The sequence below is a fragment of the Mesorhizobium sp. M7A.F.Ca.CA.001.08.2.1 genome (assembly GCF_003998455.1).
Taxonomy (GTDB): Bacteria; Pseudomonadota; Alphaproteobacteria; order Rhizobiales; family Rhizobiaceae; genus Mesorhizobium; species Mesorhizobium ciceri.
Genome location: NZ_RZPW01000021.1, coordinates 1 through 20,791 on the forward strand (window position 1 = coordinate 1; position 20,791 = coordinate 20,791).

Below are 20,791 nucleotides of genomic sequence, written 5' to 3' on the forward strand. Positions count from 1 at the left end.
GTCTGACATAGCGCACCGCGCAGAACACTCTCGCTGATGAAGCAGGGTGAATTCGAGAGGCCATTCATCTTTGGCCGAAATGGCAGCAGGCCTCGGGTGCGTTACGAAGGGGTGCGGGGCATCAAAAATGGCCTTCCACGGAAGCGACCGCGCAGTCGGAAATCACTGCGGTGTCACGTGTCTTGGCAAGAGCGAATAAGGAAGTGTGATCGAACGCACCCGGGTCATCCGCGAAGGGTTGCGAACCTTGCCAATCTTCTTGCTGACGGCCTTCACCTGGCTGGCTGCCGCGCGGCCAGAACGCGGCTTCAGGGGCGGTTCGATCTGCGCGCTGCGGCGCTCGGTCCTGAGCCTGTCGTTGTCCCCGCGCGCCGCAGCCAAGTCGCGGGCAAGAGAAACAGTGGCCTGGCGTTGCTCGTCCAGAGCCTCCTTAAGCTTAGCGACACGCACCAAAAGAGCTTGGGCGGCGGCTTCGCGCTCGATGCGTGCTCTGTCGAGATCCTCACGATTCATGACGGCTGTAGTACGTTCCCGTGCCAGAGCCTGTGCCGTCTCGGTTGCGGCCTGCTCGGCACGCTCTTTCGCTGAGACTGCTTTGGCTCGCTCCAGTTCAGCCGCCTGGCGCTCGACGCGAGCTTCTTTCAGCTCCTCAACGGCCGCTGCTGCTGCAGCGCGTTCTCGTGCGAGCGTTCGCTCCGTGTCAGCTGCGGTCCGCTCCACTTGTCGCCTCGCTGTGACCGCGTCGGTCTGTTCCTGCTCAGCCGCAGCCGTACGCTTCATGAGTGCGGCATTGGCCAGTTTCGCTTCGGCGAGATCGCCACGAAGCAGCTCCGTCTTCCGGCGCTCGTCGTCGAGTATGCCGCTCGCCTGCGCCAGTGAAGCCTTGGCCGTGGCGCGATCCTTGGCGGCCTCGGTCTCAAGCTGTTCAATTTGGACGCGCGCTTGCGAGAAATCGTGCGCCTGCCTTTGGGCTTGCTCCTGCTCGAGATGAGCAGCGGGCATCTCCTTAAGGACATAGCTGGCGCCCTCGCTCAGCATCGTGCGGACCTCTCCCGCAATGCGCCGCATCGCGTCAAGAGTGCGGGCTGCCGCGAGTTCATTGCGCAACCGCTCCTCGCGCGCGTCATCGGCAGCTGCCATGCTTGCCCTCAGCGTGTGGATCTGCTTGCTCGCCTCGAGGAGCGCTCCCTGCAGAGCGGCGCTCCTGGCACGCTCGCCTTCCGCCGCCCGGTGCTCCTGGTCGGCCAATTGTCTCGCAGCGGCAGCCTGAGCACGATCCGTCCCGGTTTGCGCCTGGTTAGCCGTGAGATCCGGGCCAAGCAATTCGGCACTCGCCTGAAATCCCAACGGGCGCGAAAGGTCTCGATGGGCCTGGTCTTGGGTTTGCGAGATGGCGGAAGCGCTTTCGACCCAGATTTGTCTCGTCATCGCATAGCCAATCGGCGCGGCCAGACAAATGGCGGCGAGACCCAAGCGCGATACAAGAACGATCGGCCTGCGAACGACAGGGTTTGACGCAGGCGCCATGGCCGGGTCGGGATCTCTCATCTGAGCTGTGAAATTCAAACCGCGATCCGCAGCATAGGCCAACGGAGCAGTTTTTGGCGGTGAAGCCTTATGGCGCAATTGGTTCCATGCCGACCCGCAAATCCGCTTCCCACGTTCCGCGATCGCGCTGATGGATGCTGCAAGCCGGCCAGACTGCACTCTGTTCGGTGCAGGAGCACCGGTCTCGACCACTGACGAGCACCCGCTGGGTTCGGATGTCGCGGCGAAATGTTCGATTCGCACTCCGAACCGAGAGTAGTTGGTATTTTGAGCCCGAACATTCAGGCCGACCGCATGCAAGGGGTTGGCAGCCTTGGAAGAAGCAGGCCCGGCGACAAGTCCGGCCGGGCTTTCCCATTCCCAAGAAGCCTCGTCGGCAATACCGGATTTGCCTTCGTCAAACGCTGCAAGGCGGCGCCGTCGCACCGCGGCAAGGCTACGCCGGAGCACAAGATAGACGCCCACCGATGCAAGCGTCACCACTGCGCTCAGAATGGCCAGATTTACGTCGTTTGCATACATTTCGGCAAGATAATTTGGCATTGCCGTGCCCGTGCGTTCTGGTGGTATTGCCAAGTTCATAAAGCGATGTCTGGTCATTCGCCTTGGTATTCGCCAAGGCCTTACCGCTCTCGGAGCGTCGCTTTCTTCGGGATCCTTCTGGTCCTTGCGAATTGTTGCGGATGGCGGGGCGCCGGTCGCGTGCCGATAGATCGCCGCAGTTGATATTCCGTAGCGGGCAATGGCCGACCAAGGACGCATGCAGGGCTCTGAAACGCCGGTTTGCGCCTCTGCATAGCAACCTCGCGAGAGTTCGCCGGTGCGGACAATTCGCCATTTCCGGGCTTAGGACTGTCCATCATGAACTTTAAGCTAGGTCACAGCGCACCACGGTCAACCATCAGCTCCTAATGATCCTGCAGGCAGCCTTCGGCCAGACAAAAGGGCCATTGTAGTGCCCGCTCTTCGTAGCGAAGCTGATCGTTCCTTGTTCGGTGATGCATTCCCGCCGAGATTAGAATTCGTCGTACTGTTTCAAGTACGACGTCAATTTCCTAAGCTGATGAAAAGCATGGTGATCCCGACAGGAATCGAACCTGTGACCTACAGATTAGGAATCTGCCGCTCTATCCTACTGAGCTACGGGACCACGCGGCCAGACACATAGCCGCTTCGGATCGTTTCGCCAAGAGGCCGGCCGAAGGCAATTCGGCCGGCCTGCGCTGCCGCTGTCAGGCGGCCAGCGCGGTTTCAGCCAGTTTCACCCAGTAGCTCATGCCGTGCGGGATGACCTCGTCGTTGAAATCGTAGGCCGGGTGGTGCAGACCGGCGGTGTCGCCATTGCCGATGAAGATGAAGGCGCCGGGGCGGGCTTCGAGCATGTAGGAGAAATCCTCGCCGCCCATCACCGGCTGGATGCCGCGGTGGACATGGGCGTCGCCGGCGACACTCATCGCGACGTCACCGGCAAACACCGTCTCTTCCGCGTGGTTGAAGGTCACGGGATAATTCGCCTGGTAGTCGACCTCGATCCTGGCCCCGAACGCGGTCGCCAGCCCGTCGCAAATGCTGCGGATGCGCTCTTCGGACTTCTTGGCGATTTCTTTTCGCAAGGTGCGCACGGTGCCGGCGATTTCGGCGGTTTCGGGGATGATGTTGTAGGCGTCACCGGCGTGGAACTTGGTCACCGACACCACCACGGCCTCGACCGGATCGGTGCTGCGCGAGGCGATCGTCTGCAAGGCGCCGACCAGTTGGCTGGTGATGACGATCGGGTCGATCGTGCCGTGCGGCATCGCCGCGTGGCCGCCCTTGCCGTGCACGGTGATGGTGAATTCGGCGGTCGCCGCCATGATCGGGCCCGGGCGAATGGCGAACTGCCCGACAGGCAGGCCCGGCATGTTGTGCATGCCGAACACCCTGGAGATGTCGAAACGCTCCATCATGCCATCCTTGACCATCTCGTTGCCGCCGCCGCCGCCCTCTTCGGCCGGCTGGAAGATCACCGCCACCGAACCGGTGAAGTTGCGCGTCTCGGCGAGGTATTTGGCCGCACCCAGCAGCATCGCCGTGTGGCCGTCATGGCCGCAGGCATGCATCTTGCCGGGGATGGTCGAGGCGTAGGGTTTTCCTGATATCTCGTTGAGCGGCAGCGCGTCCATGTCGGCGCGCAGGCCGATGGTGGGACCTTCGCCCTGGCGGCCGCGGATGATGCCGACCACGCCGGTCTTGCCGAGCCCGGTGACCACATCGTCACAGCCGAAAGCCTTCAGCTTCTCGGTGACGAAGGCGGCGGTCTTGAAGACGTCGAAGTTCAGTTCTGGCGTCTGATGCAGATGCTGGCGCCAGCCGGCAACTTCGTCCTGCATTTCGGCGGCACGGTTCAGGATTGGCATGATGGTTCCATCTCGCTGTTGGGACGGCGGGTGTTGGCCGCTGCCTTGCAATTGTGATCGCCAGGCACTTTGCCATCTTGGCGTCACATAGAGTAAATAGCACCGCAACAATGGGGTCCGGTTTTTGAGGGTCGGACCATATGCTGGCGATCGCGTAATGAAATCTTACGGAGCCAGGGGCGACTACGGCAAGAGGCGATTTCGGATTTGATCATGCGGTACAGGCATTTCCTCAAACTATTCTCGGCTGGCACAATCGCGCTGTCGGTTGTGGCCGGGCCGGCGCTGGCCAATCCGGTGGTCGTGTTCGACCTCGGCAGCGGCAAGATCCTGCAGCATCAGGATGCGTTCAAGCGCTGGTATCCGGCGTCGCTGAGCAAGCTGATGACCGCTTACGTCACCTTTCGGGCGATCGCGGCCGGCGAGGTACAGCTCGATTCGCCGATCAAGGTGACCAAACACTCCGCCGCCGAGCCGCCAAGCAAGATGGGCTTCAAGCCGGGCTCGGTGATGCGGCTCGACAATGCGCTGAAGATGATGCTGGTCAAATCGGCCAACGACATTGCCATGGCTGTCGGCGAAAATGTCGGCGGTTCGCAGGCGGCCTTTGCCGACCGGATGAACGCCGAGGCGACCCGGCTCGGCATGAACGGCACGCATTTCGTCAATCCGAACGGGCTCTATTCGCCGGATCAGTACACGACGGCGCGCGACCTCGCCGTGCTGGTGATGGCGATCCGCCGCGAATTTCCGCAATATGTGCCGTGGTTCTCGATCGAGGGCCTTGCCGTCGGCAAGAAGGCGATCCCCAACTACAATCTCTTGATCGGCCGCTATCCCGGCGCCGATGGCATGAAGACCGGCTTTGTCTGCCCCTCCGGCTTCAACATGATCGGTTCGGCGACGCGCAACGGGCGCACGCTGGTCGCGGTTGTGCTTGGCGAGAAGTCGGCGGTCACCCGCGCCGAGACGGCGGCAAAACTGCTCGATCAGGGGTTCGACACGCCTGTCGCCGGCTCGGCCACCGTCACCACGCTGGCGCCCTATGGCGACACGGTCTCACCCAACGACATGCAGGACGAGGTCTGCAAGAAGAAGACGCCGCAGGAGCAGTCCGAGGCGCCGCCGGCCGCCGCCAAGAACGTGCCGAAATCACCCTATCAGGAAAAGCTCGACCATGTGCCGACGCTGGTTGCCGTCGGCCTTGGCGGCGCCACCGGTCCGGCGCCGAAGGCCATCCTCGACCAGGGCGCGCAGGAATTTGCCGATGTGCCGATCCCGAGCTGGCGGCCCGACAGGCCGGCACCGGCCGGCACCGGCCCGAAGATTGCCGGCTCCGCCGCGCAGGGCGACCAGCCGGTCAAGGTTGCGAACTAGCCAATGGGCAGCGGCTTCCCGATCCCAGTCTCGGTGCTGACCGGCTTCCTCGGCGCCGGCAAGACGACGCTGCTCAACCGGCTGCTCAAGGATCCGGCGCTGGCCGACACCGCGGTGATCATCAACGAGTTCGGCGAGGTGGCGATCGACCATTTGCTGGTCGAGCAGTCTTCCGACGGCATCATCCAGCTGTCGGACGGCTGCCTGTGCTGCACGGTGCGCGGCGAACTGGTCGATACGCTGGCCGACCTGGTCGACCGGCTGCAGACCGGCCGCATTGCCCGGCTCGCCCGCGTCATCGTCGAAACCACCGGCCTTGCCGACCCGGCGCCGGTGCTGCAGTCGATCATGGCGCATCCGGCGCTGATCCAGGCCTTCCGGCTCGACGGCGTCATCACTTTGGTCGATGCCGTCAACGGCAACGCCACGCTCGATGCCCATGTCGAGGCGGTAAAGCAGGTTGCCGTCGCCGACCGCATCGTGCTCAGCAAAGCCGATCTGGCCACCGACCCCAATGAGCTGGAAATGCTGCGGGCGCGCCTGCGGCAGATCAATCCGGGCGCCGAACTGCTCGATGCCGGCGACACGGAGACAGGCGTGGCGGCGCTGTTTGATTGCGGCCTCTACAACCCGGCAACCAAATCCGCCGATGTGCGGCGCTGGCTTGGCGAGGAAGCGGCGCACGATCATCACCATCATGCTGGTCATGATCACGAGCATGGCCATGACCACGGCCATCGTCACGATCAGCGCGTGCGCTCCTATTCGCTGGTGCATGACGGCCCGGTGCCGTTTTCGGCGATCGAGATGTTCCTCGACCTGCTGCGTTCGACCCATGGCGAGCGCCTGCTGCGCATGAAGGGCGTCATCGAGCTCAGGGAAGACCCGTCGCGGCCGCTGGTGATCCATGGCGTGCAGAAGATCCTGCATCCGCCGGTGCAATTGCCGTCCTGGCCGGATGGCCAGCGTGGCACGCGGCTGGTGCTGATCACGCTCGACATGCCGGAAGATTATATCCGCAGGCTGTTCGCCGCCTTCACCGACCGGCCGTCGGTTGACACGCCCGACCGCGCGGCGCTGGAAAACAATCCGCTGGCGATCGCCGGGCGGTAGCCCCCAACGATTACGGCGCGCCGCGCTCGACCAGGAAGCGATGGCCGCCGGAGACCGCGGCCGTTTCAATCAACTGGTGGCCGCTCTCGGAGCAGAATGCCGGAATGTCGATGACGGCGAGCGGGTCGGTGGTCTCCAACCAGAGCCGGCTGCCCGGTTGCATCCCCGCGAGGCGCTTCTTGGCCTTGAGCACGGGCAAGGGGCAGTTCAGCCCCTTGAGGTCATAAATAGCGGCGCGATCAGCCACGGGCGATATCAACCGCCGAACATGCCGAGCAGCTTGTTCTTCAGCTTCGTCACGCGACTCTCGTCGGCACTCGCCGCTTGCGTTTCAGCCATTGGCGCCGTTTCCGAAGGAGCCGCGATGGTCGCGGTGGCGACAGGGGCCTCCTTGGCGGCCTTCTCGGCCTCCTTTTCGGCCAGAGCCTGGGCCTTGGCGGCTTCCTTGGCTTGCTTGGCCGCCTCAATGGCAGCCAGCCTCTGCTCCTCGGCCTTCTGCTTGGCAGCTTTTTCGGCATCAAGAGCCGCCATCTTGCGGCCGGCGGGCGAATCGATGCGGCCCATGCGTGCCGTCTCGGTGACCGAGCCGTCATTGTTGAGCGACGGCGGATCGATCGGTACGCGTTCGCCGCGTGCGCGGCGCTTGGACCAGTCGGAGACGATGCTGGCTTCCTTGATACCGGCGATGGTCGGCTTGGGCGCCGGCACGCTGGCCTTGACCGCGCCGCTGAACGCCGCGTCATAGGTGCTCATGTAGGAATTGTAGGCGCTCTTCAGCGAATCAGGCTGCGTCGTCGCCGGGCAGGCGCCAGTCGGATCGAATGTCTGACCGTCGGCGGCTACCTGATTGAAGACATAACGCTTCTCGCAGACATCGACCTTCGGCGGCACCTTGGTGATCTCGAAATTGTCGTAGCCGACCTTGAGCATCTTCCAGAAGTCGTAATTCGGGTCGTTGCGGTAGCGCGCCATGTTGGCGGCGGTCATGCGGAACGGAAACGCCTGGATCTGGAACTCGGTCTGGCCGCCCTGGAAAGCATCGCGGCCGAAGGCATAGATCTGCTCGATCTGCGCATCGGTCATCGAATAGCAGCCCGATGACGAACAGGCGCCGTGCACCATCAAATTGGAGCCGGTGCGGCCATTGGCGCGGTCATAGGCGTTGGGATAGCCGATGTTGAAGGACAGATGGTAGTTCGAGCGCGGATTCATCTGCGCCGGGCGCACCGTGTAGAAGCCTTCCGGCGCCTGGCGGTCGCCTTCGGTGTATTTCGGCCCGAGCTTGCCCGACCATTTGCAGATGTCGTAGCTGGCGACCATGTCATAGCGGCCGTTGGTCTTGGCCTTCCAGATCTCGAGCTTGCCTTCTTCCTTGAAGATGCGGGCCATCACCGACGAGGTGCGGACCATGCCCTTGGCCCTCATGTCGGCGAGGATCTTGTCGGGCAGCGGCTTGTTGGCCTCCGGGGCAAAATCCTTCATCGACGAATTGTTGCAGCCGGCAACGCCGAGGGCAGCGATCAGGATTCCGGTGCGGGCAAGCTTGACAAACATGGCTACAGATATCGTCTTTTCTCTGGCGCCAGGACGTTTCCTGCCCCGGCTGCTACACTGCGCATCGACGGACCCTAAGCCCGTTAACCCTAATAAATTCCTTACCGCAAGTGCCGACGCATCCCCCTGCGGCAGTCTCATTGAGCCGAATGCAGCGGCATTTTTGTGGCAAAAATGCTCCGCTCCGCCACATTGTTGCGGCCAAGGGTGCCTGTGGTCAGAGACTGCGGCCCATGGCCAGGTATTTTTCGCGGCGCTGTTCGCGGAAATCGGTGTTGGCGCCGGCGAAGTCCTTCATCGTCCTGGCGATGAGGTCTCCGGTCGCGGCGATCACGGTTTCGGCGCCGCGATGCGCACCGCCGAGCGGCTCGGGGATGATGGCGTCGATGATCTTCAGTTCCAGAAGATCCTGCGCGGTGATCTTCATGTTGGTCGCCGCGTCCTTCGATCGTGTCGTGTCGCGCCACAGGATCGAGGCGGCACCTTCCGGCGAAATCACCGAATAGATGGCGTGTTCGAGCATGTAGACGCGGTTGGCGGTGGCGATGGCAATGGCGCCGCCCGAACCGCCTTCGCCGATGACCACCGAGATCGACGGTACTTTCAGGCCGAGACAGGTCGAGGTTGAACGGGCGATAGCCTCCGCCTGGCCGCGCTCCTCGGCGTTGACTCCGGGATAGGCGCCGGCCGTGTCGACCAGCGTCAGGAGCGGGATCTTGAAGCGGTCGGCCAGTTCCATCAGCCGTACCGCCTTGCGGTAGCCCTCCGGCCGAACCGAGCCGAAATTGTGCTTCAGGCGGCTGGCTGTGTCGGAACCTTTTTCCTGGCCGATGATGGCAATGGGTTCGCCGCGGAAACGGGCGAAACCGCCGACGATCGCCTGGTCCTCACCGAAATTGCGGTCGCCGGCCAGCGGCGTGAAATCGGTGAACAGGCCCTTGATGTAGTCGACGCAATGCGGCCTGTCGGGATGGCGCGCCACCTGCACCTTCTGCCAAGGCGTCAGCGCCTTGTAGGCATCGCGCAATGCGTCGCGGGAGCGCTTCTCGAGACGGTTGATCTCGTCGCCGACATCGACCGCCTCGCCATTCTCGGCAAGCTTCTTCAGCTCGAGGATCTTGCCCTCGAGGTCCTGCACCGGCTTTTCGAAATCGAGGTAATTATACATGCGTGAGCGGACCGATACGTCGGAAGGCAGTGGCTGACGGAACCCTTGAATCCAAGGCTCCGGGCGGTGAAATGTCGTCCTCACATAGCGATATGAGGCCTAGTCGGCAAGCGGATGATGATCGTTGACCAGCCGCACCAGCCGCTCTTCCAGCACATGGGTGTAAATCTGTGTCGTCGATATGTCGGCATGGCCAAGCAATTGCTGCACGGCCCGCAGATCGGCGCCGTTCTGCAGGAGATGGCTGGCGAAAGCATGGCGCAGCACGTGCGGCGAGATCTTCGCCGAGGCAATGCCGGCCCTTGCCGCCAGCCCTTTCAGGTCACGCGCGAAGACCTGGCGCGAGAGATAGCCGCTGTCCGAGGCGGCCGGAAACAGGAACGGACTGTCGGCGAAGGCTGGCACCTTGGCGCGGGCGGCAAGCCAGGTCTTCATCGCCGCGCGTGCCTTGGCGGAGAGCGGCACCATGCGCTCCTTGTCGCCCTTGCCGCGCACCATGAAGAAGCGGTCGTCGCGTTGCGCCACCGTCACCGGCAAGCCGACCAGCTCGGAAACGCGCAGGCCGGTGGCGTAAAGCACCTCGACCAGCGCATGCAGGCGCAGTGATGCCAGGCTGTCCCCATCGCCCGACGAGACATCGCCGGCTTCAATTGCTGCACGGTCGATCAGCCGGCCGGTGTCGGCCTCGCTCATCGTCTTGGGCAGCGGGCGGCCCTTTTTCGGGCTGTCCAGCGTGCCGGTCGGGTCATCGCCGCGCAGGCCTTCGGCGTAGAGGAATTTGAAGAACTGGCGGATCGCCGACAGTTTGCGCGCCTGCGACGTGGCGGCAAAGCCGCGGGCGGCAATGTCGTCGAGATAGGCGCGGATATCGGCGGCGGCGGCACCGGCCAGCCCGCCATCGATCGCGCCGGAAGCGTCCTCGAGGTCGCGGCGGTAGGAGGAAAGCGTGTTTTCGGCCGCGCCCCGCTCGGCGCTCATCATTTCCAGAAAGGCTTCGATGCGGGCCGCGCTGTTCATTCAGCTTTTCTTGGGATTGAGCTTTTCCGGAGGGATGCGCACGCTCATTTCCCCCTTCTTTGGCTCGACGAACATCACCAGTGCGAACATCGTACCATAGGCAATGCCAGCCAGAATCGCCGTTACCACGACAAAGCGAAACAGTGTCGGCATCAATTTTCGCCCGTCTTCTTGTTCTGCGTTTCCAAACCCTGTCCCCTTATGGGACGCCAATCCGGCCAATTCAAGGAAGAAGCTGGGGCCTGTTAGCAACTTCTGATGCAGACCCTGCCGGTCCATATCGGGTTCAAGGCACTTGCCACGCTTGACGCAAACGGGCTTTTCATGTCGATACGCCGGCAAAGAGGGCCTTCGAAATATCCGATGAACGCGCTGCCAGCAAATCCTCCAGACGAGAACCACGCCGCGTTGCTCGGCAGGCTGGGCAGCCGTTCCGTCGTCTTCGTCGGACTGATGGGCGCCGGCAAGACGGCGATCGGCCGCAAGGTGGCGACGATGCTGGCGCTGCCCTTCATAGACAGCGACCAGGAGATCGAAAGCGTCTCGCGCATGACCGTTCCGGAACTGTTCGAGCGCTACGGCGAGACCGAATTCAGGGCGCTGGAGCAGCGCGTCATCCTGCGCGTGCTGGAAAACGGGCCGCAGGTGCTGTCGACCGGCGGCGGCGCCTTCATGAATGCGCAGACGCGCGAGGCGATTGCAGCGCAGGGCGTCTCGGTGTGGCTGAAGGCCGAACTCGACCTTCTGATGGATCGCGTCGCCAAGAAACAGAACCGGCCGCTCCTGAAAAGCGCCGACCCGCGCGCCGTGCTGGAGCGGCTGATGGGCGAGCGCTATCCGGTCTACGCGACATCGGACGTCACAGTGCCGACCCGCGACGACCGCAAGGAAGTCATCGCTACCGAGGTGGTGGACGCGCTGTGCCGGCATTTCGGCATTGATCAGGCGGCTGCGACGGGCGAGGTGGAACAGTGAGCATCGAGGCACCCGTTGTCGTCGAAGTAGGCCTTGGCGACCGGACCTACGACATTCTGATCGGCTCGGGGTTGTTGGCCCGCGCGGGTGCCGAGATTGCGCGCCGGCTGCCGGGCACACGCGCCGCGGTCGTCACCGACGCCAATGTCGCGGCAGCGCATCTCGATGCGCTGAAGGCCAGCCTCGAAACGGGTGGCATCCAGACCGCGGTGATCACCCTGCCGCCTGGCGAGAAGACCAAGAGTTTTGCCCATCTCGAAGAGGTGGTCGACGGTGTGCTGGCTGCGAAACTGGAGCGCGGCGACATCGTCATCGCCTTCGGCGGCGGCGTTATCGGCGACCTTGCCGGCTTTGCCGCCGGCATCGTTCGGCGCGGCATGAATTTCGTGCAGATTCCGACCTCGCTGCTGGCGCAGGTCGATTCCTCGGTCGGCGGCAAGACCGGCATCAACAGCCCACGCGGCAAGAACCTTGTCGGCGTCTTCCATCAGCCGAAACTGGTGTTGGCCGACACAGGGGTGCTCGACACGCTGCCGATCCGGGAATTCCGCGCCGGCTATGCCGAGCTCGCCAAATACGGGCTCATCGACCGGCCGGAATTTTTCGCCTGGCTGGAAAAGAATTGGGTCCAGGTTTTTGCCGGCGGGCCGGAGAGGGCGCAGGCGATTGCCGAAGCCTGCCGCGCCAAGGCCGACGTGGTTGCGCGTGACGAGTTCGAGACCGGCGACCGCGCGCTGCTCAATCTCGGCCACACATTCGGCCACGCGCTGGAAGCCGCCACCCAATATGACGGAAGCCGTCTCGTCCATGGCGAAGGGGTCGCGATCGGCATGGCGCTGGCCTACCGGTTCTCGTCGCGGCTCAATCTGGCCAGCCCCGACGATGCCGCGCGCGTCGAGGCGCATCTGCGCGCCGTCGGCCTGCCCTGGCGAATAGCCGACATCCCGGGCGATCTGCCTGACGCCGAGGCGCTGCTTGCCTTTATCACCCAGGACAAGAAGGTGTCGCGCGGCGCGCTGACCTTCATCCTGACGCGCGGCGTCGGCCAGGCTTTCATTGCCAAGGATGTTCCGGCATCGGAAGTGCTGTCGTTTCTGAGGGAAAACCACCCAAAGGAAAGCGACCGGAGATGAACGAGCCCGGCTGGATCGTTGTCGCCGTCCTTGCCATCCTCATCGTGCTGCTCGTTGCCGTGCGCACGCGCCTGCTTGCCATGTTCGGGTACGAGCTTTCGCGCATCGAGCCGCAGCGTTCCAGCCAGGACGAATTGCGCGGCGCGGTCGACGATTTCCGCCGCGACGGCCAGGTGGTGCGCGAGGATCGCGACCGCGTCGGCGGCCTGTTCGATCTCGCCGAACTCGAAGTCTCCGACATCATGGTCCACCGCACCAACATGCGCTCGGTCAATGCCGACAATGCGCCGGAAGCGGTGGTGCGCGAGATTTTGCAAAGCCCGCACACCCGCATGCCGCTGTGGAAAGGTTCGCTCGACAACATCGTCGGCGTGCTGCATGCAAAGGATCTGCTGCGCGCCTTGAACGAAGTCGGCAACGATTTCTCCAGGATCGACGTGATGAAGATCGCTTCGAAACCCTGGTTCGTGCCCGACACCACGACCTTGCAGGAACAGCTCAACGCCTTCCTTCGCCGCAAGGCGCATTTCGCCGTCGTCGTCGACGAATATGGCGAGGTCGAAGGGCTGGTGACGCTGGAGGACATTATCGAGGAGATCGTCGGCGAGATCGCCGACGAGCACGATGTCGACATACAGGGCGTCAAGCAGGAGGCCGACGGCTCCGTGGTCGTCGACGGTACGGTGCCGATCCGTGACCTCAACCGGGCTCTCGACTGGAACCTGCCGGATGAGGAGGCAACCACCATTGCCGGCCTCGTCATCCACGAGACGCAATCGATCCCCGAGGAGAAGCAGGCTTTTACGTTCCACGGCAAGCGCTTCATCGTCATGAAACGCGACAAGAACCGGATCGCAAGGCTGAGGATCAGGCCAGCCGGCGACGCCTGATGTGCGCCGGGAGACCGGGTGCCGTCATCCCGCGATCTGGCTCGTCGAGCGTTCGTGGATCGTCGCGCCGGTCTCGGCATCCATGGCCGCCAGGCTGACTTCATAACCCCAAAGCCTGCGGATGTGACGAAGCGTGGCGTCGCGGCTGGCATCCTCGAGAAGGATGCCGTCATTGACCTTGTGCTGCAGCCGCAAATGGCGGTCGCCGAGCAGATCGACATCCACCACCTGAATGTCCGGCCGGTTCGCGCCGAGATCATAACTGTTGGCGAGCGCGGCGCGTATCTTGGCGTAGCCGCGCTCATCGTGGATGGACGCGACCAGGCAATGCGGCTGGTCGGCAGCGTCGCCGAGCACAAAAAACCGCCATTTCCGGATCAAGGCCGGGCTGAGGTACTGGCGGATGAAGGATTCGTCGCGATGCTCGGCCCAGGCGTCCAGCAGGACCTCGCGCCAGTTGCCCTGGCCGGCCATGTCGGGGAACCAATCGCGGTCCTCGGCCGTGGGTTCGGTCGAGATGCGCTGAATGTCCTGCATCATGTCGAGGCCGAGAGCATAGGGGTTGATGCCGGAAAAACGCGGATCGTCGAAGGCCGGCTGGAAGACCACGTTGGAATGATTGCGCAGGATTTCGAGCATGGCGCCTTCGCTGATCTGGCCGCGGTCGAACAGCATGTTCATCAGCGTATAGTGCACGAAAGTGGCACAACCTTCGTTCATCACCTGTGTCTGCCGTTGCGGGTAAAAATATTGCGCGATGACACGAACGATCCTGATGATCTCGCGCTGCCAGGGCTCCAGGACTGGGCTGTTCTTTTCCAGGAAATAGAGCAGGTTTTCCTCGGGCAGATTGAGCGATTTCTTCCACTCTGGGTCCTGGCCCTTGTCGTTGGCCGCTTGCTGCGAGGCCGGCAGTGTACGCCACAAGTCGTTGTAGGAGCGCTCCTCGTATTCGAGACGCTCGCGAATTCCTTCGCGTTGCCGTTCCGACGACAACCTCGGCGGCCGGTGATAGCGAAACACGCCCTGATCCATCAGCGCGTGGGCGGAATCGAGAACAGCCTCGACGGCGGCGAGGCCGTGCCGCTCCTCGCAACGGACTATGTAGCCCTTGGCGAAGTCCAGGTAGCTGAGGATCGCACCCGCATCCGTCCACTGTTTGAACAGCTGATTGTTCTTGAAGAAATGATTGTGCCCGAGCGCTGCGTGGGCCGTCACCAGGGCCTGCAGCGCCATGGTGTTTTCCTCCATCAGATAGACGATGCAGGGATTGGAATTGATGACCAGTTCATAGGCAAGCCCCCGCCCGCCCTTGCGATAGAGCAGATCCTGGTGGAGGAAATGTTTGCCGAAAGACCAGTGACGGTACATCAATGGCATGCCGATGGACGAATAGGCGTCGAGCATCTGCTGCGACGAGATGATCTCCATCTGAACGGGATAGGTGTCCAGATGAAGCTCTTCGACCGCAAGTGCCTCGATAGCGTCATAGGCCCGCGACAATGTTTTGAAATCCCAGTCGGACCCTGAAAAAAGCAGGCTGGATTTGCTCGCTTGTCTGGCCATCGGGAACCTCATGCCCTCTTGAGGGCGGCCGGCTGCCTGCCAAAGAGCTGGCGAAAAACCGGATAGATATCGGCGGGTGTGGCGATGCGGCTCATCTGGAAGTTCGGCCATTTCTGGTCGATGGAGTTGTAGGCACGCCACAGCGATGTCCCGTTTTCTGTCGAGCCGAAAATATGAGCTTCACGCTCGTCGATGATCTCGACATACGCAAAATACTGGCACAGCCGCATGAGCTCGCCATTGAGCAGCGAAATGCATCGCTCCGAATCGCCGGCGAAATTGTCGCCGTCCGAGGCCTGGGCGGCATAGATGTTCCAGTCATGGGCCGGGTAGCGGCTGGTGATAATACGGTGCATTTCCTCCAGCGCGGTGGAAACGACGGTGCCGCCGCTTTGGGTGTTGTAGAAAAATGTTTCCTCGTCGACCTCCTGAGCCAGGTGCGTGTGGCGGATGAAGACAATCTCGATGCGGTCGTAGCGCCGTTTCAAGAACAGGTGCAGCAAGACGAAGAAGCGCTTGGCCAGATCCTTCTCGCGCTCGCCCATGGACCCGGACACGTCCATAAGACAGAACATGACGGCATTGGCGTTCGGCACCGGCCGGGAATCGAAGCGGTTGAAGCGGATGTCGACCGGATCGACATAGGCAATCCGGCGGCGGCGGCGTTCCAGCCGGTCGAGTTCTTCGCGCAATGCCGCAATACGCTGGCGCGCGTCGGCGCTGGATGGCGTCGACTCGAGCGAGGCGATTTCCTCGAGGATCGCATCCAGTTCGACCTGCTTGGGGCGCCTCAGCGCAATGCGGCGGCCGTGGCTGTTGCGCATCGTGCGGCCAACATTGATGTTGGTCGGCGAACCTGTGGCGGCGAAGCCGGCTCTGCGCGGCTTGAAGGCAAGGATCTCCTTGAGGTTGAGCTTGACCATGTCCGGGAGCTCGAGATCCTCGAAGAAAAGATCGAGCACTTCCTCGCGCGACAGCACGAAACGAAAGTCGTCTTCAGATGCCTTGTTTCCCGGCGACGATGCTCCCCCGCCGCCCCCGCCGGGCTTGGGGATCAGGTCTCCAGCGGAGAAATGCCTGTTGCCCGGCAAGATGTGCTGGCGCCTGCCGCTGTCGCGGGCGTTGTTGAAGCTCGGCTCGCTTGTGCCTCTTTCGGGCATGCGCACGGCATGCTCGGAATCCGCGTCGGCGATCCTGCCGGTGCGGATCTGATCGCGTATGCTGCGTTTCAATTCCTCGCGCGCGCGTCGCAGGAAGCGCTGGCGATTGCCGAGGCTTTTGTCTTTCGGGTTCAGGCGGCGGTCGATGAAGATCGGCATGGAACCATCCGGGTTCTCTAACCCGCCCTGTTCACCCGCATGTACCAGTCCACAAGGCGACGCACCTGCCGCTCGGTGTAGCCGCGCTCGACCATCCGCTGCACGAATTCATTGTGCCGCTTTTCCGTGACACTGTCCTGCTTGGAGCCGAAACTGATCACCGGCAGGAGGTCCTCGACCTGGCCGAACATGCGTTTTTCGATGACTTCCCGCAGCTTTTCGTAACTTGTCCACGCCGGGTTGCGGCCATGGTTTCTTGCACGGGCGCGCAGGGTGAATTTCACCACCTCATTGCGGAAGTCCTTGGGATTGGCGATGCCGGCCGGTTTTTCGACCTGTGAAAGCTCGTTGTCCAAAACCTCGCGGTTGAGGATCTGGCCTGTGTCGGGATCCTTGTAGTCCTGGTCTTCGATCCAGGCGTCGGCATAGGCGATGTAGCGGTCGAAAAGGTTCTGGCCGTACTCGCTGTAGGATTCCAGATAGGCTTTCTGGATCTCATGGCCGATGAATTCGGCATACCGCGCGGCCAGCTCGGACTTGATGAACTCCAGATAGGCGGCTTCCGTCTCCTTCGGAAACTGTTCGCGCTTGATTGCCTCCTCCAGGATGTACATGAGATGCACGGGGTCGGCGGCCACCTCTTCGGTGTCGTAGTTGAAGGTCTGCGACAGGATCTTGAAGGCGAAGCGCGTGCTGACGCCTGCCATGCCCTCATCTACGCCGGCGGCGTCCCGATATTCCTGAACCGACTTTGCCTTGGGGTCGACTTCCTTGAGGTTCTCGCCATCATAGGCGCGCATCTTGGTGTAGAGCGGCGAATTGTCGTGCTCGGCCAAGCGGGTCGAGACGGTAAACCGGCTGAGGATGTCCAGCACCTCTGGAGCGCAGGGACTGGCGGCCAACTCGCTCTCCCGCAGCAGTTTCTCGTAGATCTGCCGCTCTTCGGTTATCCGCAGGCAATACGGCACCTTGACGACAAGGATGCGATCGAGAAAAGCCTCATTGTTCTTGTTGTTCTTGAACTGCAGCCATTCCGACTCGTTGGAATGGGCCACGATGATCCCCTGGTAGGGAAAGGCGCCGAAATTTTCGGTGCCGTTGTAGCTGCCTTCCTGGGTGGCGGTCAGCAGCGGATGCAGGACCTTGATAGGCGCCTTGAACATTTCGACGAATTCAAGCAGGCCCTGGGTGGTCCGGTTCAGTCCGCCACTATAGGAATAGGCGTCCGGATCGGATTGGCTGAAGTTTTCCAATTGCCGGATGTCGACCTTGCCGACCAGGGCCGAAACGTCCTGATTGTTCTCGTCGCCGGGCTCGGTCTTGGCGATGCCGATCTGGCGCAGTCGCGACGGCATCAGCTTGACGACGCTGAACTTGGAAATGTCGCCGGAAAGTTCGTCGAGCCGCTTGGCCGCCCATGGCGAAATGAGCCCGTTCAAGCGGCGCCGTGCAATGCCGTATTTATCCTCCAGCAGGTCGCCCATGCGATCGGGATGGAAAAGGCCAAGCGGCGATTCGAAAACCGGGCTGACCTGGTTGCCGACCTTCAGCGTGTAGATCGGACGCTGTTCCATCAACTTCTTCAGCCGCTCGGCAAGGGAGGATTTGCCGCCGCCCACCGGGCCGAGCAAATAGAGGATTTGCTTGCGCTCCTCGAGCCCCTGGGACGCATAGCGAAAATAGCCGGCGATGCGCTCGATTGTATCCTCCATGCCGTAGAAATCGGCGAAGGAGGGGTACACTTTCAGGGTCCGGTTGGAGAAAATGCGGCCGAGCCGCTCATCCTTGCTGGTGTCGACCAGGTTCGGCTCGCCGATCGCCTCGACCATCCGTTCAGGCGCCGAGGCATACATCGACTTGTCCTCGCGGCAGGCAAGGAGATATTGCTGGATGCTGATCTCTTCCTGCGCCGCGTTGGTGTAAATTTCCGAAAAGAGATCGAAGACGTCAGACTGGTTCTCTCGCATGATGCTTTTGCCCTCGGAGCCGCTGTGGCTTCCATTCGGCTCGTCTCGCATTCAACTGCCGGGGGGCACCGTTTGTTCCCTTCATGTGAAGAGGTGGCCGCGATCTTAAGGATTGAGGCTACTCCGCGAGACCAAAGCGCTCGTTGCGGAGCCGTATTCAGCGCGGGTAGCGGGTGTGTTGCGAACCCCTGACTGGACGGCTGGGGCGGCCGCGTGCAGTCTTGCCTTGCCAGGAGACAATGATGATCGATCGACGAAGCCTGATCATGGCCTCCATGGCGGCGATGCTGCCGTTGGAAGCGTCGGCCGCGTGGAAAACACGCCGGCCCACGCCAGAAACCTTCGACTACGGGCCGGCCAAGCTCGACATCTACGCGCCCGATGGTGCAATCGGCCTGCCGGTCGTGTTTTTCGTTCATGGCGGCACCTGGCAGTTTGGCAAACGCAGTCAGGTGGACGCCAAACCGGCCTTCCTGCTCGCCAACGGCTTCTGCTTCGTCTCCATCGATTACCGCATGCTGCCGCAGGCCAATGTCGCCACCCAGGCTGGTGACGTCGAAAAGGCCTATGCTTACATCAGGGCCAACATCGCCCGGCATGGCGGCGATCCCAACCGCATCGTCGGCATGGGCCATTCGGCCGGCTGCCATCTGGTTGCGCTGACCGGCATGCGCGGCGGATTGCCGGGCATAGCCGCGCTCATCCTCGACGACACCAGGGCCTATGATCTTGCAGCACTTGCCAAGAATGGCGGTATGGTCCGGGCCTATGCCCGCGTCTTTTCCGATCCCGCGCAATGGGCGGCACTTTCGCCGGCCAGCTATGTCGATGGCCGCAAGCACCCGCCGACTTTCATCGCCTATTCGCGGGGCATCGGGCCGGAGCGAGGACTCCAAGGCCTTTGCCGAGCGCCTGCGCTCGACGGGCACCAAGGTTACGCTGTTCGACGGCAGCGCCTATACGTACGGCGACGCGCTGACCGCGGCCGCGCTGGCATTCCTGAAATCGACGGTTGGCTGATCTTTACGGCACTGGATTAGATCAAAAGTAGCGGCAGGACATTGCTGCAGGTGCTCGCGGGTGCAACTGCTCTGCGATCTTGAGCGGGAGGGAATTGCATGAACGGCGCCGATGTCCTGTGTGACGTGCTTCTGGCCAATGATGTGACGGTCTGCTTCGCCAATCCCGGCACCTCCGAAATGCACTTCGTTGCAGCGCTTGACCGCAAGCCGAAAATGCGTTGCGTGCTCGGGCTGTTCGAAGGCGTGGTGACGGGTGCCGCCGATGGCTATGCGCGGATGACCGATCGGCCGGCCGCGACGCTGCTGCATACCGGTCCCGGCCTGGCCAATGGGCTCGCCAACATGCACAATGCCCGGCGTGCCTTCAGCCCGATGATCAACATCGTCGGCGACCACGCCTCTTACCATCTGCCGCTCGATGCCCCACTCACCAGCGATATCGAGAGCCTTGCGGCGCCGATGTCCAACTGGGTCGGCCGCGTCAAGGGTCCGGCCGATGTCGTGCCGGCAGCTGAAGCGGCCTTTCGCGCCTCGCTGACACCACCCGGCGTCGCGACCCTGATCCTGCCGGCGGATGCCGCCTGGGGCGAAGTCGACGCCGTTTTGCCCGGCAAGGTGACGTTGGCGCCGACGCCGGCCGTCGATATGGACGCGGTACGCAAGATCGCCGCGGCGATCCGTGCCGCTCCGGGGCGGGCCGGCATGATCGTTCGCGGAAAGGCCGCGCGCGCCGATGCGCTCGCCATCGCCGGGCAGATCTCGACGGGCAGCGACGTCCGGCTGTTCGGCGAGGTTCTGATCGCACGGATGCAACGCGGGCGCGGGCGTGTCGCGCCGACCCGCATCCCCTATCCGGTCGATGCGGCGATGGCTGTGCTGAGCGACGTCGATGTTCTGATCCTGGTCGGCGCAAAGGAGCCGGTTGCCTTCTTCGCCTATCCGGGAAAACCGGGACGGCTTGTCCGGGAAGGCTGCGAGGTGCTGACATTGGCCGCCCATGGCGACGATCTGCATGCGGCGCTGGAGGCGCTTCGCGACGAACTTGGCATCAAGCCGTCGCAACACAAGGTGCTGGCGGCCGCTTTTCCCGACGAGGCAACGCCGAACGGCAAGCTGACGGAAGATGCCGTCGCACTTTCGGTGGCGCGCAAACTGCCGGCCGATGCGATCGTCTGCGATGAAGCGGTCACCTCGGCCAGGCGTTTCTTCGCGCTGTCGGCCTTTGCCGCGCCGCACGACTACATGATGGGCACGGGCGGATCGATCGGTGGCGGCATCCCGATGGCGACCGGGGCGGCAATCGCCTGTCCCGACCGCAAGGTGGTCAATCTCGAAGCCGACGGCAGCGGCATGTACACGGTGCAGGGATTGTGGACGCAGGCGCGGGAAAAGCTCGACGTGGTGACGATCGTGTTTTCCAACCGAACCTATGCGATCCTGCATGGCGAGATGAAGAATGTCGGCGTCGGCGCCATCGGCGAGAACGCCAGGCGCATGCTCGACCTCGACCATCCCTCGCTAGACTGGGTGTCGCTGGCCAAAGGCATGGGCGTGGAGGCGGCTCGCGCCGATACGTGCGAGCGCTTCGACGCGTTGCTGGACAGTGCGCTGTCACGGCGCGGGCCGTTCCTCATCGAAGCGGTGCTCTGAGCGCGGGGAAGCGACCTACCAGCGGGTCTTTTCGCCGGGAGCCGCGGGTTCGATCGCCAGCGCATGCACGCCGGCCTTCAGTTCGTCGGCAAGCAG

Annotated in this window: 17 protein-coding genes, 1 tRNA gene and 1 pseudogene; 7 read left to right on the plus strand and 12 right to left on the minus strand. The window is 62.7% G+C overall.

What is annotated here, in order from left to right; translation table 11 throughout:
• Nucleotides 1–162: 162 nt before the first annotated feature.
• The 3 genes from EN914_RS39040 to EN914_RS02745 all read right to left on the minus strand — a co-directional run bounded on the left by EN914_RS39040 (nucleotide 163) and on the right by EN914_RS02745 (nucleotide 3,944).
• Complete coding sequence (locus EN914_RS39040) at nucleotides 163–2,148, minus strand: hypothetical protein (protein ID WP_245265337.1); 1,986 nt, start codon at nucleotides 2,146–2,148, stop codon at nucleotides 163–165.
• A 473-nt stretch (nucleotides 2,149–2,621) separates the two neighbouring features.
• Nucleotides 2,622–2,698, minus strand: a tRNA-Arg gene (locus EN914_RS02740).
• 82 nt (nucleotides 2,699–2,780) lie between these two features.
• Nucleotides 2,781–3,944: a M20 aminoacylase family protein gene (locus EN914_RS02745; protein WP_024503731.1), complete on the minus strand. Its 1,164-nt coding sequence runs from the start codon at nucleotides 3,942–3,944 to the stop codon at nucleotides 2,781–2,783.
• 213 nt (nucleotides 3,945–4,157) lie between these two features.
• On the opposite strand from EN914_RS02745, the gene EN914_RS02750 reads away from it, so the two are divergent.
• Both EN914_RS02750 and EN914_RS02755 read left to right on the plus strand, forming a co-directional pair.
• Complete coding sequence (locus EN914_RS02750; RefSeq protein WP_013529350.1) at nucleotides 4,158–5,321, plus strand: D-alanyl-D-alanine carboxypeptidase family protein; 1,164 nt, start codon at nucleotides 4,158–4,160, stop codon at nucleotides 5,319–5,321.
• A gap of 3 nt (nucleotides 5,322–5,324) precedes the next feature.
• The gene (locus tag EN914_RS02755; protein ID WP_027162928.1) at nucleotides 5,325–6,434 is read left to right on the plus strand and encodes a GTP-binding protein; all 1,110 of its coding nucleotides are present in this window, start codon (nucleotides 5,325–5,327) and stop codon (nucleotides 6,432–6,434) included.
• 10 nt (nucleotides 6,435–6,444) lie between these two features.
• On the opposite strand, the gene EN914_RS02760 is transcribed toward EN914_RS02755, so the two are convergent.
• The 5 genes from EN914_RS02760 to EN914_RS02780 form a co-directional block, all read right to left on the minus strand.
• Nucleotides 6,445–6,681, minus strand: a complete 237-nt coding sequence (locus EN914_RS02760; protein ID WP_024503732.1) for a sulfurtransferase TusA family protein — start codon at nucleotides 6,679–6,681, stop codon at nucleotides 6,445–6,447.
• Between the two features lie 8 nt (nucleotides 6,682–6,689).
• Complete coding sequence (locus EN914_RS02765; RefSeq protein WP_024503733.1) at nucleotides 6,690–7,988, minus strand: murein L,D-transpeptidase family protein; 1,299 nt, start codon at nucleotides 7,986–7,988, stop codon at nucleotides 6,690–6,692.
• Between the two features lie 217 nt (nucleotides 7,989–8,205).
• The gene (locus EN914_RS02770; RefSeq protein WP_024503734.1) at nucleotides 8,206–9,156 is read right to left on the minus strand and encodes an acetyl-CoA carboxylase carboxyltransferase subunit alpha; all 951 of its coding nucleotides are present in this window, start codon (nucleotides 9,154–9,156) and stop codon (nucleotides 8,206–8,208) included.
• A gap of 99 nt (nucleotides 9,157–9,255) precedes the next feature.
• Entirely contained in the window at nucleotides 9,256–10,173 is a 918-nt protein-coding gene (locus tag EN914_RS02775; protein WP_013529355.1) for a site-specific tyrosine recombinase XerD, read from the minus strand.
• Nucleotides 10,174–10,326, minus strand: coding sequence for a hypothetical protein (locus EN914_RS02780; RefSeq protein ID WP_013529356.1), 153 nt, complete (start codon nucleotides 10,324–10,326; stop codon nucleotides 10,174–10,176). It abuts the gene before it with no gap.
• Nucleotides 10,327–10,536: 210 nt separating this feature from the next.
• Here EN914_RS02780 and EN914_RS02785 point away from each other — a divergent pair, with 210 nt between their 5' ends.
• The 3 genes from EN914_RS02785 to EN914_RS02795 are packed head-to-tail and all read left to right on the plus strand — an operon-like array spanning nucleotide 10,537 to nucleotide 13,171.
• Nucleotides 10,537–11,148 carry a shikimate kinase gene (locus tag EN914_RS02785; RefSeq protein WP_024503735.1) on the plus strand — a complete coding sequence of 204 codons (612 nt, stop codon included), beginning with the start codon at nucleotides 10,537–10,539 and terminating at the stop codon, nucleotides 11,146–11,148.
• Entirely contained in the window at nucleotides 11,145–12,281 is a 1,137-nt protein-coding gene (gene aroB / locus EN914_RS02790; protein WP_024503736.1) for a 3-dehydroquinate synthase, read from the plus strand. Before EN914_RS02785 ends, aroB begins: the two co-directional genes overlap by 4 nt.
• Nucleotides 12,278–13,171: an HlyC/CorC family transporter gene (locus tag EN914_RS02795; RefSeq protein ID WP_013529359.1), complete on the plus strand. Its 894-nt coding sequence runs from the start codon at nucleotides 12,278–12,280 to the stop codon at nucleotides 13,169–13,171. Before aroB ends, EN914_RS02795 begins: the two co-directional genes overlap by 4 nt.
• Before the next feature lie 24 nt (nucleotides 13,172–13,195).
• Here the strand turns inward: EN914_RS02795 and EN914_RS02800 are convergent, their stop codons facing one another.
• Genes EN914_RS02800 through EN914_RS02810 form a run of 3 tightly spaced genes read right to left on the minus strand, consistent with a single transcriptional unit; the run spans nucleotide 13,196 to nucleotide 18,023 of the window.
• Nucleotides 13,196–14,737 carry a SpoVR family protein gene (locus EN914_RS02800; RefSeq protein ID WP_024503737.1) on the minus strand — a complete coding sequence of 514 codons (1,542 nt, stop codon included), beginning with the start codon at nucleotides 14,735–14,737 and terminating at the stop codon, nucleotides 13,196–13,198.
• 8 nt (nucleotides 14,738–14,745) lie between these two features.
• Nucleotides 14,746–16,056 (minus strand): YeaH/YhbH family protein, encoded by a 1,311-nt coding sequence (locus EN914_RS02805; protein WP_024503738.1) that lies wholly within the window; start codon nucleotides 16,054–16,056, stop codon nucleotides 14,746–14,748.
• A gap of 17 nt (nucleotides 16,057–16,073) precedes the next feature.
• The gene (locus tag EN914_RS02810) at nucleotides 16,074–18,023 is read right to left on the minus strand and encodes a PrkA family serine protein kinase (RefSeq protein ID WP_013529362.1); all 1,950 of its coding nucleotides are present in this window, start codon (nucleotides 18,021–18,023) and stop codon (nucleotides 16,074–16,076) included.
• A 242-nt stretch (nucleotides 18,024–18,265) separates the two neighbouring features.
• On the opposite strand from EN914_RS02810, the gene EN914_RS02815 reads away from it, so the two are divergent.
• Together EN914_RS02815 and EN914_RS02820 are read left to right on the plus strand one after the other, a co-directional pair.
• Nucleotides 18,266–19,063, plus strand: a complete 798-nt coding sequence (locus EN914_RS02815) for an alpha/beta hydrolase (RefSeq protein ID WP_245265338.1) — start codon at nucleotides 18,266–18,268, stop codon at nucleotides 19,061–19,063.
• Between the two features lie 78 nt (nucleotides 19,064–19,141).
• Nucleotides 19,142–20,695, plus strand: coding sequence for an acetolactate synthase large subunit (locus EN914_RS02820; protein ID WP_024503739.1), 1,554 nt, complete (start codon nucleotides 19,142–19,144; stop codon nucleotides 20,693–20,695).
• A 15-nt stretch (nucleotides 20,696–20,710) separates the two neighbouring features.
• Here EN914_RS02820 and EN914_RS02825 read toward each other — a convergent pair.
• Nucleotides 20,711–20,791 (minus strand): annotated as a pseudogene (locus tag EN914_RS02825) (BolA family transcriptional regulator); the annotation flags it as partial.

Bases quoted from the DNA above. Each gene is read 5' to 3' on its own strand.
- EN914_RS02805 (WP_024503738.1), bottom strand. From the start codon at position 16,056: ATGCCGATCTTCATCGACCGCCGCCTGAACCCGAAAGACAAAAGCCTC.
- EN914_RS39040 (WP_245265337.1), bottom strand. From the start codon at position 2,148: ATGACCAGACATCGCTTTATGAACTTGGCAATACCACCAGAACGCACG.
- EN914_RS02795 (WP_013529359.1), top strand. From the start codon at position 12,278: ATGAACGAGCCCGGCTGGATCGTTGTCGCCGTCCTTGCCATCCTCATC.
- EN914_RS02800 (WP_024503737.1), bottom strand. From the start codon at position 14,737: ATGGCCAGACAAGCGAGCAAATCCAGCCTGCTTTTTTCAGGGTCCGAC.
- EN914_RS02780 (WP_013529356.1), bottom strand. From the start codon at position 10,326: ATGCCGACACTGTTTCGCTTTGTCGTGGTAACGGCGATTCTGGCTGGC.
- EN914_RS02770 (WP_024503734.1), bottom strand. From the start codon at position 9,156: ATGTATAATTACCTCGATTTCGAAAAGCCGGTGCAGGACCTCGAGGGC.
- EN914_RS02755 (WP_027162928.1), top strand. From the start codon at position 5,325: ATGGGCAGCGGCTTCCCGATCCCAGTCTCGGTGCTGACCGGCTTCCTC.
- EN914_RS02745 (WP_024503731.1), bottom strand. From the start codon at position 3,944: ATGCCAATCCTGAACCGTGCCGCCGAAATGCAGGACGAAGTTGCCGGC.
- EN914_RS02810 (WP_013529362.1), bottom strand. From the start codon at position 18,023: ATGCGAGAGAACCAGTCTGACGTCTTCGATCTCTTTTCGGAAATTTAC.
- EN914_RS02765 (WP_024503733.1), bottom strand. From the start codon at position 7,988: ATGTTTGTCAAGCTTGCCCGCACCGGAATCCTGATCGCTGCCCTCGGC.
- EN914_RS02775 (WP_013529355.1), bottom strand. From the start codon at position 10,173: ATGAACAGCGCGGCCCGCATCGAAGCCTTTCTGGAAATGATGAGCGCC.
- EN914_RS02785 (WP_024503735.1), top strand. From the start codon at position 10,537: ATGAACGCGCTGCCAGCAAATCCTCCAGACGAGAACCACGCCGCGTTG.
- EN914_RS02815 (WP_245265338.1), top strand. From the start codon at position 18,266: ATGATCGATCGACGAAGCCTGATCATGGCCTCCATGGCGGCGATGCTG.
- EN914_RS02820 (WP_024503739.1), top strand. From the start codon at position 19,142: ATGAACGGCGCCGATGTCCTGTGTGACGTGCTTCTGGCCAATGATGTG.
- EN914_RS02750 (WP_013529350.1), top strand. From the start codon at position 4,158: ATGCGGTACAGGCATTTCCTCAAACTATTCTCGGCTGGCACAATCGCG.